Genomic DNA, 13,627 nt, shown 5'->3' with positions numbered 1-13,627 from the left:
ATTGAAGTGTATAGCGGGACCAATGTTAATTATGAAACAAAATCTTTCTGCTCCTTAAATAAAATTGTGGCGTTGTTTTTGAATAAGTAGTATTTTTGAAACTTAAATAAAACCCCCAAATGAAAAAGATTTTACTATTAGCCCTTATGTTTTCGCTTACTTGTTGTGCAGAAATGCAACAAACATTAAATCAGTTACCACAAATCGCGTCTCAGATTCCCGGAGTGGGCGGCGTTGATATTTCGGCCGGATTAAAAGAAGCTTTAAATAAAGGAATTACACAACAAGTGAGTAAATTAACTGCGGTAGACGGTTTTTACAAAAATGAAGCTGTAAAAATTTTAATGCCTGCAGAATTACAAAAAGTAGATGCTACTTTAAGAAAAGTTGGTTTGAGTTCGCTTGCAGACGAAGGCGTTAAAATGCTAAATCGTGCTGCCGAAGATGCAGTAAAAGAAGCAACTCCAATATTTGTATCGGCAGTAAAGAATATGTCGTTTACTGACGCTAAAAATATTTTATTAGGAAATGACAGTGCAGCAACAAGCTATTTACAAAATAGTACGACAACTGCTTTATACGGAAAATTTAATCCGGTGATTAAAAATTCGTTCGCAAAAGTGGGTGCCGATGTAGTCTGGACAAAAATTATTAATAAATACAACACCATCCCGTTGGTTAAAAAAGTAAACCCGGATTTGACTGATTACACAACCAATCAGGCTTTAACTGGTGTTTTTAAAATGATTGCTGTTGAAGAAAAAGATATCCGTAACAACATCAGCGCAAGAACAACGCCTTTATTGAAAAGTGTTTTTGCAATGCAGGATGGAAAATAGATTTTTAGTTGTACAGGTTCTGAGGTACTAAGATCTTAAAACTTGTGTCTTGACGATTAAGCAGATTAACCATATGAAGATTTTTTGCCACAAATTTCACTAATTTCCACAAATTAAATTCGTGTAGATTTGCGAAATTAGTGGCAACTTTTTAAAACCAAAAAAAGAAGAAAAATGCAAAAAATTACCATATTAATTCACTGTAAGGATCAAAAAGGAATTATTGCCGCAGTGACTACTTTTATTGCTAAAGTAGAAGGAAATATTACTTACATTGATCAGCATGTTGATGTGGAGCAAAATGTATTTTTTATGCGATTGGAATGTGAACTAACCAATCCGAAAACTACAATTGACGGATTAAAAGCTGATTTTGATCAAACCATCGCAACTGATTTTGGTATGTCCTGGAATTTATACAATCAGGAACAAAAACCAAAAATGGCTTTGTTTGTATCTAAGTACGATCACTGTTTATTTGATATTTTGGGTCGCTATAGTGCCGGAGAACTAAATGTTGAAATTCCGGTTATTATAAGCAATCATAATGATTTAAGAGGTGTTGCAGAACGTTTTAACATTCCATATCACTGTGTTCCTTTTACAAAAGACAATAAAGAAGAAGGCGAAGCCAAACAAGTTGAGTTATTAAAAAAATATGACATCAATTTTATTGTTCTGGCGCGCTATATGCAAATCATTACACCAAATTTAATTAGTCTTTACCAGAATAGAATCATTAATATTCATCATTCGTTTTTGCCTGCATTTCCGGGTGCAAAACCTTATCATTCGGCTTTTAAACGAGGAGTAAAAATCATTGGTGCCACAAGCCACTACGTTACCGAAGAATTAGACGAAGGACCAATTATTGAACAAGATATTGCAAGGGTTTCGCATATTCATTCTGTTGAAGATTTCATCATGAAAGGCCGTGACCTGGAGCGTATTGTTTTAGCCAGAGCCATTAAACTGCATTCTGAACGAAAAACAATGGTGTATAGTAATAAGACGGTGGTTTTTTCATAAAGGTTCTGAGGTTCTAAGGTACTAAGATTCTACGTTTTCTCTTATTGATAAACCCGACAGGTTTTAAAAACCTGTCGGGTTTATTCATTTGCGATCATTATCAAACGTTCCTATGGAACGTCTATCCGTAATTCAAATTCAATTTTCTACCGATCAAACATTCCTACGGAATGAGTTGTTTTCTTAAAACAACAAACCCTACAGGTTTTAAAACCTGTAGGGTTTACTTTTATTAATCTGTAAAGCTTTGAGCATAAAATCTTAGCATCTCAGAACCTTAGAACCTTAGCAACTTAAAAAAAAACCTATCTCGCTCTAATTGCCAATCTAGGATCATCAAAGCTATTTACCTCATCCATTGTCAGTCCCAGAGCATTTGCAACTCCTTCTCCATACGCAGGATCAGCCTGATAGCAATTTCTAATGTGACGTACCTGAATAAATTTCTGAGCTCCTCCTACTTGTCCGGCGGTATTTTTAAACAAAAGTTGTTTCTTCTCGTCAGTTAATAAACGGAACAACAATCCCGGTTGTGTAAAGTAATCACTATCGTCTTCTCTAAAATTATGCGCATACGCATCTCCGTAAATTGCCAATGGTGGTTCTTTTGTTTCCGGTTGATCCTGCCATTCTCCAAAACTATTTGGTTCGTAGTGTTTTCTTCCTCCATAATTTCCGTCAACACGCATTGCTCCGTCTCTGTGGAAACTGTTATATGGACATCTTGCAGAGTTTACCGGAATTTGATAATTGTTTACTCCTAAACGGTAACGGTGAGCATCTCCGTAAGAGAACAAACGTCCCTGAAGCATTTTATCTGGTGAAAAACCAATTCCGGGAGGAACATGAGCCGGGTTAAACGCAGCTTGTTCTACTTCTGCGAAATAGTTTTCAGGATTTTTATTCAATTCAAATTCTCCAACAGGAATTAGTGGAAAATCGCCTTTTAACCAAACTTTAGTTAAATCGAAAGGATGGAAACGATACGTTTTAGCCTGTTCTTCTGACATGATCTGAACAAACATTTTCCATTTTGGGAAATTACCTTCTTCAATCGCATTAAATAAATCTCTTTGGTGACTTTCTCTGTCTCCTCCTACTAATTTAGCAGCTTCTTCATCAGATAAATTTTCGATTCCCTGTTGTGAAACCAAATGGAATTTTACCCAATGTCTTTCATTTTGAGCATTAATAAAACTAAATGTATGACTTCCGAAACCGTGCATTTGTCGGTAAGTTTTCGGAATACCTCTGTCACTCATTACAATAGTTACCTGATGTAATGCTTCGGGCAATAATGTCCAAAAATCCCAATTGTTATCAGCACTTCTTAAATTGGTTTTTGGATCACGTTTTACGGCATGGTTCAAATCAGGAAATTTCATTGGGTCACGGAAAAAGAATACCGGAGTATTATTTCCTACCAAATCCCAATTTCCTTCGTTAGTATAGAATTTCATGGCAAACCCACGAATATCTCTTTCTGCATCTGCAGCGCCTCTTTCTCCGGCAACGGTTGAAAAACGTACAAACATTTCGGTTTTCTTACCAATTTCCGAAAAAATATCTGCTTTGGTATATTTTTTTATATCATGAGTGACTGTAAAAGTTCCGTACGCACCAGAACCTTTAGCATGCATTCTTCTTTCCGGAATTACTTCACGGTCAAAATGCGCCATCTTTTCTAAAAACCAAAAATCTTGTAATAAAACAGGTCCGCGAGGGCCAGCTGTTTGAATGTTTTGATTGTCCGGAACTGGAGTTCCTGTTGCAGTTGTTAATTTTTTGTTTGATTCCATATTGCTGATATTTAATGTTTTATCAAATATACAAACTTATCTTTATCATATTAATAAACAAAATTGATTGTTATTATATTTTAATAGCTAAAAATTATTTAACGTTGCAGAAAGCTCAAAAAGGCGATTTGACAAATCTTAACTTATGGTCAACAAAGTAATAACAAAACCTTAACAGCAATACTTCCATATATGTCGGACATTTGTAATGTAATAAACTGGTTATTTATTATTTTGGTTTTGGTTAGTTAAATGATGCCGGCGTCTTCGAGATGCCGGCATTCTTTTTTTTTAGTATTTTGTTCTTTTTGTTTCAGGTTTCAAGTTTCAGGTTTGCTTTACTTCGAGCATAATTAATCGCAAAGTTTACATTTATTTTTGTTTCAGGTTTAAAGTTTCAAGTTGCTTTACTTTGAGCATAATTAACTGCAAAGCACGCAAAGTTTTTTTCACAATAACACCTGGTAGAAAGCGCAAAGTTCGCAAAGCTTTATAAATAAAACTTTGCGAACTTTGCGTAAACCTAAGCGTGCTTTGCGGTTAAAACAACGTACTATAAATCAAACTTGAAACTTGAAACCTGAAACAAAAAAACTAACTCTTAAGTCTTTCATGTAGTAATTTAAAATAAGGAAAAGCCTTTAATAATCTACTCCCGTGCCAGGAGAATATTTCTCCGTCTACAAATACGGTTTTGGCATGATGGGTAAATCTACCAATTTCGAACGCATCTTCTTCTTTAAACGGATAAGGTTCTGAAGAAAGGAAAACAAGATCAGGATCGCCTTCTAAACGCATTTTTTTGAGTTCAATTTCCGGATAGCGACCTTTATCTTCGTAAATATTTTTAAAATGATTCAGTTTTAATAACTCATTTATATAGGTATCATTTCCCGCAACCATGTATGGATTCTTCCAGATAAAGTAAGCTGCTTTTTTTACTTCAAAATCCTGAATGTGTTTTTTGAAATCGCTTAAAGCGAAAGCCAATTTATCATTCCACTTTTGGGCTTCGGTTCTACAGTTGAATAATTGTCCGAAGTCTGAAATCATCTGAAAGTTATCTTCAATAGAAACAATATTCGTAACCCAAACCGGACAAATTGTACTTAACTGTTCAACAATTTCTACTGTATTTTCTTCTTTATTGCAAATGATAATATCCGGCTCTAAAAGCTTTATTTTTTCGAAGTGAATTTTCTTGGTTCCGCCAACACTCTTTTTAGTCGATTTTAAATGAAACGGATGCACACAAAACTTCGTTATTCCGATAATCTTATCTTCCAGACCTAAATCATATAATAATTCGGTTTGCGAAGGAACCAGCGAAATAATGCGTTTTGGAGTTTTCTCAAAAGAATGCAAAGTACCTAATTGATCTTGTAGTTGTTTCATGCTTTTAATTGAAAAGGTTTTTCGCCACGAATTTCACCAATTTCCACCAATTTAAATTTCCTGGAAATAAGTTACTGGCTCTTTTATCACAGATTAAAGGATTAACATAGATTAAAAAAATCTGCACTAATCAGCTGAAATCATTTCAAATCTGCGTGAAATAATTAGCGTAATTCGTGAAATTCGTGGCAAACAATTTTAAACCTGAAACTTTAAACTAATAATCTGTTCCATTTCCTGTTGCACTTTCAAAGCTTCTTCTCTTGCTTTTTCAGCAAAATCAGTTCCTTTTGATGCATATATAATTGCTCTGGCGGAATTTACCAAAAGACCAATTTTATCATTCATTCCGTACTTACACACTTCAGACAAGCTTCCGCCCTGAGCTCCAATTCCCGGAACCAGTAAAAAACTATCCGGAACAATTTTTCTGATATCAGCAAAATATTCTGCTTTTGTAGCACCCACAACATACATTAAGTTTTCGCTGTTTTTCCATGTTTTAGATGTTTCCAAAACTTGTTTATAAAGCTCTTTTCCGTTTGTAGTTAACGTCTGGAAATCAAAGGCGCCTTCGTTTGAAGTTAAAGCCAGCATTATGGTATGTTTATTTTCGAAAGCCAAAAATGGTTCTACAGAATCTTTCCCCATATATGGAGCAACAGTAACACTATCAAAATTTAAATCTTCAAAAAACGCTTTTGCATACATACTTGAAGTATTTCCGATATCACCACGTTTTGCATCGGCAATCGTGAACATTTCAGGATAGTTTTCGTTGATGTAATTAATTGTCTTTTGCAAAGACATCCATCCTTTTATGCCATACGCTTCAAAAAATGCCGTATTTGGTTTGTATCCAACTGTTAAATAATGCGTTGCATCAATTATCGCTTTATTGAATTCGAAGATTGGATCTTCGGTTTCTAATAAATGTGGCGGCATTTTAGTAAGATCAGGATCTAAGCCAACGCATAAAAATGATTTTTTTTGAAGAATTTGTTCGTGTAGTTGTTGTGTTGTCATATTGTATTTTAATAGTGCGGTAAAATTACAAAATATATTTTTTGTTTCAGGAGGGAAGTTTCAGGTTTCATGTTTCATGTTTAGCGCTTCCAGAATTATCTAATTATCTAATTAACATTAAATTCTATAAGATCTTCAATTAATTGTGTAAGATAAAACGAGTCGCTGTTTTCTAATTTTGAATTGAACCCAAAAAATCAAACAATTATGAGCCCAAATATTGGAATATCAACAAAAAATTTAAAACAAAGTACAAGTATATTAGCCACGATTTTATCAAACGAAATGACACTTTATGTAAAAACCAGAAAATTTCACTGGAACATTTCAGGAAACAGTTTTATGGAACTTCATAAATTGTTTGAAGAGCAATACCGCATTTTGGAAGCACAAATTGACGAAGTTGCAGAGAGAATAAGTCAGCTTGGCGAAAAAACAATTGGAACCATGAAGGAGTTTATCGAAAACTCGACACTGAAAGAATCGCCAAAAGAATATGCTTCACAAAAGCACATGCTAGAAGAATTACTGGAAAACCACGAACAACTGATAATTGAGTTTAGAAATTACATTCCGGTTTTTGAGAATGAAACAAACGATGCCGGTTCTGCCGATTTTGTAACAGGTTTACTACAGGAACATGAAAAAATGGCCTGGATCTTACGACGTTACCAAGTTTAAAAAAAGAAGAAATGCGAATTATGAAAATTTAAACAAAATTCATGTAACAAGTTTTCGGGATAGAATTCGCAATTTTACAATACAATAACCTACAAACAGAAATGATCATGAATACGACCGAGATAAAAGGAAACTGGAATGAGCTAAAAGGAAAATTAAAACAAAAATACGCAACGCTGACAGATGATGATTTGATGTTTGTTGAAGGAAAAGAAGACGAGATGTACGGAAGACTTCAGCAGAAACTGGGTAAAACCAAAGAAGAATTTCATCAGATCCTATCAGATTTGTAAAAACCTTCCAACTCACTCCGAGATACCGTCTAGTAACAAAATATTAGACGGTATTTTTTTGAAAATTTTATTTCTTTTTTACTGTTTCACGATTTCAGATAAACGTTCAACACAAGACCAAAAATAAATTAAGTATCTTTAACAAAATTTCTATAAAATGAAACTATTTATAAAGTTTGATATCAATACCATTTGTTCACTTTTCTTAAAACACAATCTCGATCAGCATAATGTAAATTTTACTAGTCTGGGATTTGGCGAAATTGAGATTAATGATAATCTTGATGCTGATGCCATGGAAGCTTTAAAAAATAAACTAAGCCCTTGTGGTTTTGAGATTGTTGAAAATCAAAAAAGTGTTTTAGTACAAAAAATTAAGGATGCAATTATTGAACTTGTTTTTATGGAGGACAATAATAATTACAAAAGTTCCGTTTTTTTAGCTGAAAAACTAAATCACAGTTACGGTTATTTGTCCAATGTTTTTTCGGAAGTAACCTATTCTTCTATTGAAAATTTCATTATTTTACAGAAAATTGAAAGAGCCAAACAATTAATTATTATTAATGAAATGAGTTTGACTGAGATTGCTTTTTTACTCAATTATTCGAGTGTTGCCCATTTAAGTACGCAATTTAAAAATACAACTGGAATTACGCCTTCGGCTTTTCAGCGAATAATTAAGAAACGAAGAGAAAATTTAAAATAAAAACCCAAATACCACACTAAAATGCAAAAAAACGCATTATATATTTTATTAGCTGATGATGATGAAGATGATCGTCTTTTTTTTAAGGACGCATTCGAAGAAATTAAAATACAGACTAATGTAAATTTTGTTCATGACGGAATGCAATTAATGGATCATTTAAATGACCCTGAAAACAAGCTTCCCGATATTTTGTTTCTGGATTTAAATATGCCAAAGAAAACGGGTAAAGAGTGTTTGATTGAAATAAAAAAATCGGAACGTCTTAAAGACATCATTATCGCCATCTACTCTACTTCGTCATCTGAGGAAGATATTGAAGATACTTTTATTCAGGGCGCAAATATTTATATCAAAAAACCAAGTGATTTTAATACACTCAAAAAATTAATTAATGAAGTTGTAACCGTAAACTGGCACTATCATACCTCCGGGTTAAATCGTGATAATTTTCTGCTGCGACTCAAATAACAATAGCATAAATAATGAAATTGATACCCAATTTTAATTCTTCAAACTCATTGAGAGTTATTTTTGTAATCGCAGTTTTCATTCTGTTATTCCTTTCTTCTATCGCTTACAAACATAACCAAAGCCTGAACGAATCAAGCAAACTGGTTATGCATACTTATGAAATTAATCTTCAGCTAGAAAGATTAATGTCGGCGATTAAAGATGCCGAGACTGGCCAGCGTGGGTATATCATCACACGAAACGGCCGATTTCTAACTCCGTATCTTTATTCGCGCGACAAGGTTAATTCCTCCTTTATAACCTTAAAAAAATTAACTGCCGATAATCCGGTTCAGCAAAAAAACCTGGAGCGCCTTTTTAAACTGATTATTCAGCGATTTGTTTCCTTTGAAAACTGCCTTAAATACAGCGATCCCAAAACTTACGATAAACGAAAACTCGACAACTATATGTTTGGTGGGCGAATCTTAATGGAGAACATCCGCTTTCAGGTGGATAAAATGAATGATATCGAAAAGAAATATCTTGACAAGAGACAAAAAATCTACGATCAGGAAATTTCATTAAGTCCCGTTTTTTCAATTTCGTTATTTCTTACCGCATTAGTTTTTATTTTATTGGCTTACAGACAAATAAGCAAAGATTTTGAACGCCTCAAAATCTTCAATAAAAAACTTTTAATTTCCAGCGGCCTTATGGCAGAGTCTGAAGCTATTGGTAAATTTAGTACCTGGCAATGGGATCTGGATTCCGGAAAAATCGATTATTCAGACAATCAGTTTCGATTATTGGGCGTTGAACCTAATTCGTTTGTTCCCGAACGCGAAAGTTTTCTCGATTTTGTACATCCGGACGATAAAGAAGCTGTTGCCGATTCTATGCATGGCATTCTGGAGAAAAAGAAGCTGCCTTTTATTTATTACAAAATTCTGCTTCCTGATCACGAAATCAGATATTTTAAATCAACAGGAAAATTAATGACCGACCAGCAAGGAAGTAAAATTTTACTGGGAATCAATTTTGATATTACCGATGAGCATTTACTAAATATCGAATTACAGGAACGCAACAGGGAATTAGAAAAAAGTAATAAAGAACTCGCTTCTTTTAATCATGTGGCGAGTCACGATTTACAGGAACCTTTACGAAAAATTCAAACCTTTATTTCAAGAGTTTCAGAAGCCGATAAAGCAGTTGTATCAGACAGCACGCGAGAATATCTGGCTAAAATTGAAGTTTCGGCAAAAAGAATGCGTGTCTTGATTGATGATTTACTTTTATTCTCGAGAACCAATACAACCAAAAAAGAGTTTATAAAATCAAATCTGAATGAATTACTGCACAATGCAGAATCGGAACTTACAGAAATTATCAACGATAAGAAAGCGGTAATTACCGCAACAAAACTGCCTAAACTTTCTGTAATTCCGTATCAAATTGAGCAGCTTTTTATCAACCTGATTGGGAATTCTTTAAAATATAGTCAGCCTGGTAGTATTCCTGAAATTAAAATTGAAAGCGAAAAAGTACTTTCGGCAGATTATCCGGATTTATTAGAACAGTCTATCAAAAAGTTTCATAAAATTACTTTTACCGATAACGGAATGGGATTTGACCCTCAATTTAAGGAAACCATATTTGTACTTTTTCAGCGACTGCATTCAAAAACAGATTATCCCGGAACCGGAATCGGACTTGCGATTTGCAAAAAAATTGTCGAAAACCACCGCGGATATATTTTAGCCGACAGCGTTCAGAATAAAGGTTCAGAATTTACCGTGTTTCTTCCAGAATAAAATTTATTCTACAATATATTTAAAGAGCATTTACTCAGAGAAAATTAATCTCGGGTAAATGCTTTTTTTATACCCTTAAAGTACATAAAACACCGTATAATAATCGATTATGGGAATTATATAAAGATTCATTTTTATGCTGTAAAGAAAAAAATGTAAATCGGTGGCATCTTTGTAATGTAATACTTTATGAAGTAATAATGAAAGCAATACCCATTGTAAAAGCAGTTTTTTTAAAGGTCTTTTTCTTAATGATAATTTTATTTTTTCCTGCATGCGGAAAGAAAGAACATCAAAAAGGAAGCCGGACCGAAAAAGAAACTTTTGGCCAGAACAGAAAGCAACAAAATGACAAAGATCAACTTGAAGCTTCTTTTTTTATTGCGACGGCAAATGTAAGTAATGCTATTATTTCTAAAAGTCAAATTGCACAAAAACGTTCAGAAAGTACGATACAGGATTTAAGCAAAAAGATCGAAAATCATCAAAATCTGCTGTTGCAAAACATATCAGAAATGGCCAATAAAAAGCTCATTATTATAACTGATATCAATGCGATTCATAAAAAAGATATTTATGAATTAACAGACCCAAATGAAAGCACTTTTACCAGAATCTATCTTAACTCGATTGCAGCATCATTATCAGAACAAATAAAATTGTTCGAAAAAATTTCGGCAGAGACAAACGATGAAAAGATTCTAAAACTAGTGTTGCAATTTTTGCCCGAACAGTATCAGCTTTTAAGGGAAACCCAACGAATACAAGCAGAATTTTATTAAAAGCCTTTATATCTATTATTATTAACTAATTTTTTTATTATGAAAATGCAAACCAATTTTTTATGCGCCTTTACCCTGTTTTTATCAGCTTCATTTGGAATGCTGCACGCACAAAGTGACGAAAAAGTAACCACCGAATTTGGTGTAAAAGGAGGACTGAACATGTCTAATTTATATAACAATAATGCCGACGACGAGAATGTTCTATATGGTTTTAATGCCGGTGTATATGCCACATTGCCAATTTCAGATTTTATTGCCATTCAGCCCGAGCTTTTGTTTACTACAAAAGGGGCCAAACTAGAATACGACAATGCTTTTGTAAGCGGATCTGGAAAGTTTAAACTGAATTATATCGAACTTCCTTTGTTAGTGAGAGTTAATATTACCAAAAACTTCAATGTTCAGGCCGGTGGATATGCATCGTATCTGGTAAGTTCTAAAGTTTCGGGCGATGGAGATTTTAACTTCGACGAAGACGTTGACACCGACGATTTAAACAAATTTGATGCTGGTCTTTCTGCCGGTATCGGAGTAGATTTTAACCCGATAAGTATTGGTCTTCGTTACAATTACGGATTAACGACTTTAGGTAAAGAAAGAACGGTTGCGGGAACATCGTATACATTTCCGGATGCTAAAAACAGTAATCTGTCTTTATACTTATCGTATAAGCTAAACTAGAAATCAATTAATTAACCCCTTAATATTAAAACCATGTCAAATTTATTATACACACTAGCAGTTATACTGGTTATTCTCTGGGCTCTTGGGTTCTTTGTTTACAGTTTCGGAAGCATGATTCACATTTTACTGGTCATTGCCATTGTTGCTGTACTGTTAAGACTTATTAAAGGCAGGGAAATTTAAAAAACGAATCAACATTAAATAATTATATTAATCTATTAAAAATCAAATATTATGAAAACGAGTAACACCATTTTAGGAATTGTTGGAGCTGCAGCTGCAGGAGCATTATTAGGAGTATTATTTGCACCAGACAAAGGTTCTGAAACCAGAAAAAAAATTAAAGATAAATCGAAAGATTACGGAGACAACATGAAAACGAAGTTTGACGGAATTGTAAGCACAATCAAATCAAACGGAAAAGAAATGATGGACGAAGGGAAATCTAAATTTAATCAGGTTAAAGAAGATTTCAACTCAATAAAAGACGAAGCAAAAACCGTAAAATCAAACTACTAAAAAAGAGTGCGATTTTTAAACCCTAAATACCCAATATCATGGAAACAAATGCAACAACAAACGAGAATTTAAATCTTTACGAAAAAGCAGAAAACTATACTAAAACGAGTTTAGAATTACTAAAACTCAAAACAGTATGTTCTGTTGCAGATGTTGTATCAACATTAACCTCAAAGATAGCAGTCGGCGTTGTTGTTGCATTTTTTACCCTGTTTCTTAATATCGGGATAAGTTTATGGGTGGGTAAAGAACTTGGAGAGTATTATTATGGCTTTTTTATCGTAGCGCTGTTTTATTTAATAGTTGCCATTGTGATTCACAAAACACATCACAAACTCATAAAAACCCCAATTGGTAATACCATAATTTCAAGTATTCTAAAAGAAACTAAAAACTGATTTAAAATAGTAATAATTAAAAAAGACTATCATGGAGCCTATTTACACTATTGATCAATTAAATCAGAGAATACAAGTATTAGAAAATCGTCAGGACGTCGAATGGTGTTCTATAAAAGATGAAATCGACGATATCAAAGAAAACCTAAAACCTATCAACCTGATTAGAAATACGGTCGAAGAAATCAACGAAACAGTAGGTTTTAAAAGCCATATCGCCCAATCGGCAATCAGTATCGGGATTGGCTATCTGGCTAAACGTTTTATAGTCGGAAAAGGCGATTCTGTTTTCAAAGGAATTTTAGGCTCTATTGTACAGCTTGTGGTAACCAATCTGGTCTCAAAACCACAACACGAATCGTCCGGTGAAACTTCCAGAGAAGAATCATCACAATATGAACCATCATAAGAGTAATATTGTCTAACTTAAAATTTAAATCATGGAAAAGTTAAGCCATATCGTATTAAAAAACGGTGTATACATGTACTCTAATCTCTATAAATGTTTTGAATACACAAGAGTATTTCTCGGTATCTAACTCGTTTATACGTTTCTTTATCACTAATAAACGGTTAAACGGTTAATACACGCTATATTTAAGTTGCTAAGGTTCTGAGATGCTAAGGGACTAAGGTTCTGAGGAACTAAGATCTTAAAATACTGGAACTAAGCGAAAAAAGCCAGATAAAACTTTACGTTTTTATCTGGCTTTTTTTTAGCTATAAAAAAGCCGAACAAAGTTCGGCTTTTGCTTATTATAGAATCTAAGGTAAAAAAAATCTCGGTCCCGAAACTTCGGGATACTATCTTTTAGAAAAAGTAAACCCGACAGGTTTTTAAAACCTGTCGGGTTTGTTATCATAAGAAAACCTTAGAACCTTAGCATCTTAGAACCTCAGCACCTAAGAAAAAAAAACTTAGCCCCCAGACTTCGGTATAAGTATCTCTTAGAAAAAAGTAAACCCGACAGGTTTTAAAAACCTGTCGGGTTTGTTATTATAAGAAAAGCTTAGAATCTTAGCATCTTAGAACCTCAGCACCTAAGAAAAAAAAAACTTAGCCCTGTACTTCGGTACAAGTATCTCTTAGAAAAAAGTAAACCCGACAGGTTTTTAAAACCTGTCGGGTTTGTTATCATAAGAAAAGCTTAGAATCTTAGCATCTTAGTACCTCAGCACCTAAGAAAAAAAACCTTAGAA

The 13,627-nt window shown here is 33.7% G+C and carries 16 protein-coding genes; 13 read left to right on the top strand and 3 right to left on the bottom strand.

Going from position 1 to position 13,627, the window contains the following annotated elements; translation table 11 throughout:
* Positions 1-119: 119 nt before the first annotated feature.
* Together KHA98_RS18740 and purU are read left to right on the top strand one after the other, a co-directional pair.
* On the top strand, positions 120-839 hold the full coding sequence (locus tag KHA98_RS18740) for a DUF4197 domain-containing protein (protein ID WP_213259421.1): 720 nt from the start codon (positions 120-122) through the stop codon (positions 837-839).
* 174 nt (positions 840-1,013) lie between these two features.
* Positions 1,014-1,868 (top strand): formyltetrahydrofolate deformylase, encoded by an 855-nt coding sequence (purU, locus tag KHA98_RS18735; RefSeq protein ID WP_213259420.1) that lies wholly within the window; start codon positions 1,014-1,016, stop codon positions 1,866-1,868.
* 305 nt (positions 1,869-2,173) lie between these two features.
* Here purU and KHA98_RS18730 read toward each other — a convergent pair whose 3' ends face one another.
* The 3 genes from KHA98_RS18730 to pyrF form a co-directional block, all read right to left on the bottom strand.
* Positions 2,174-3,667: a catalase gene (locus KHA98_RS18730; RefSeq protein WP_213259419.1), complete on the bottom strand. Its 1,494-nt coding sequence runs from the start codon at positions 3,665-3,667 to the stop codon at positions 2,174-2,176.
* Positions 3,668-4,261: 594 nt separating this feature from the next.
* Positions 4,262-5,062 carry an ABC transporter substrate-binding protein gene (locus KHA98_RS18725; RefSeq protein WP_213259418.1) on the bottom strand — a complete coding sequence of 267 codons (801 nt, stop codon included), beginning with the start codon at positions 5,060-5,062 and terminating at the stop codon, positions 4,262-4,264.
* Between the two features lie 198 nt (positions 5,063-5,260).
* On the bottom strand, positions 5,261-6,088 hold the full coding sequence (pyrF, locus tag KHA98_RS18720) for an orotidine-5'-phosphate decarboxylase (protein ID WP_213259417.1): 828 nt from the start codon (positions 6,086-6,088) through the stop codon (positions 5,261-5,263).
* A 207-nt stretch (positions 6,089-6,295) separates the two neighbouring features.
* Here pyrF and KHA98_RS18715 point away from each other — a divergent pair, with 207 nt between their 5' ends.
* From KHA98_RS18715 to KHA98_RS18665, 11 genes are all read left to right on the top strand, one after another.
* Entirely contained in the window at positions 6,296-6,769 is a 474-nt protein-coding gene (locus KHA98_RS18715) for a Dps family protein (RefSeq protein WP_213259416.1), read from the top strand.
* A gap of 107 nt (positions 6,770-6,876) precedes the next feature.
* Complete coding sequence (locus KHA98_RS18710) at positions 6,877-7,062, top strand: CsbD family protein (protein WP_213259415.1); 186 nt, start codon at positions 6,877-6,879, stop codon at positions 7,060-7,062.
* 157 nt (positions 7,063-7,219) lie between these two features.
* Positions 7,220-7,771 (top strand): helix-turn-helix domain-containing protein, encoded by a 552-nt coding sequence (locus KHA98_RS18705; RefSeq protein WP_213259414.1) that lies wholly within the window; start codon positions 7,220-7,222, stop codon positions 7,769-7,771.
* Positions 7,772-7,792: 21 nt separating this feature from the next.
* Positions 7,793-8,242, top strand: a complete 450-nt coding sequence (locus tag KHA98_RS18700; protein ID WP_213259413.1) for a response regulator — start codon at positions 7,793-7,795, stop codon at positions 8,240-8,242.
* A 14-nt stretch (positions 8,243-8,256) separates the two neighbouring features.
* Complete coding sequence (locus tag KHA98_RS18695) at positions 8,257-10,041, top strand: sensor histidine kinase (protein ID WP_213259412.1); 1,785 nt, start codon at positions 8,257-8,259, stop codon at positions 10,039-10,041.
* 251 nt (positions 10,042-10,292) lie between these two features.
* Positions 10,293-10,823 carry a DUF4142 domain-containing protein gene (locus KHA98_RS18690; RefSeq protein WP_246522422.1) on the top strand — a complete coding sequence of 177 codons (531 nt, stop codon included), beginning with the start codon at positions 10,293-10,295 and terminating at the stop codon, positions 10,821-10,823.
* 39 nt (positions 10,824-10,862) lie between these two features.
* Complete coding sequence (locus KHA98_RS18685) at positions 10,863-11,507, top strand: porin family protein (protein WP_213259410.1); 645 nt, start codon at positions 10,863-10,865, stop codon at positions 11,505-11,507.
* Between the two features lie 33 nt (positions 11,508-11,540).
* Positions 11,541-11,693, top strand: a complete 153-nt coding sequence (locus tag KHA98_RS18680) for a lmo0937 family membrane protein (RefSeq protein ID WP_213259409.1) — start codon at positions 11,541-11,543, stop codon at positions 11,691-11,693.
* 51 nt (positions 11,694-11,744) lie between these two features.
* Entirely contained in the window at positions 11,745-12,029 is a 285-nt protein-coding gene (locus tag KHA98_RS18675) for a YtxH domain-containing protein (protein ID WP_213259408.1), read from the top strand.
* Between the two features lie 38 nt (positions 12,030-12,067).
* Positions 12,068-12,427 carry a hypothetical protein gene (locus KHA98_RS18670; protein WP_213259407.1) on the top strand — a complete coding sequence of 120 codons (360 nt, stop codon included), beginning with the start codon at positions 12,068-12,070 and terminating at the stop codon, positions 12,425-12,427.
* A 31-nt stretch (positions 12,428-12,458) separates the two neighbouring features.
* Complete coding sequence (locus KHA98_RS18665) at positions 12,459-12,836, top strand: hypothetical protein (RefSeq protein WP_213259406.1); 378 nt, start codon at positions 12,459-12,461, stop codon at positions 12,834-12,836.
* Positions 12,837-13,627 lie beyond the last annotated feature (791 nt).

The sequence above is a fragment of the Flavobacterium branchiicola genome, assembly GCF_018383905.1.
GTDB classification, from domain to species: domain Bacteria; phylum Bacteroidota; class Bacteroidia; order Flavobacteriales; family Flavobacteriaceae; genus Flavobacterium; species Flavobacterium branchiicola.
The sequence above is the reverse complement of the archived record's forward strand: the minus strand, read 5'-3'. Positions and strand labels throughout refer to the sequence as shown.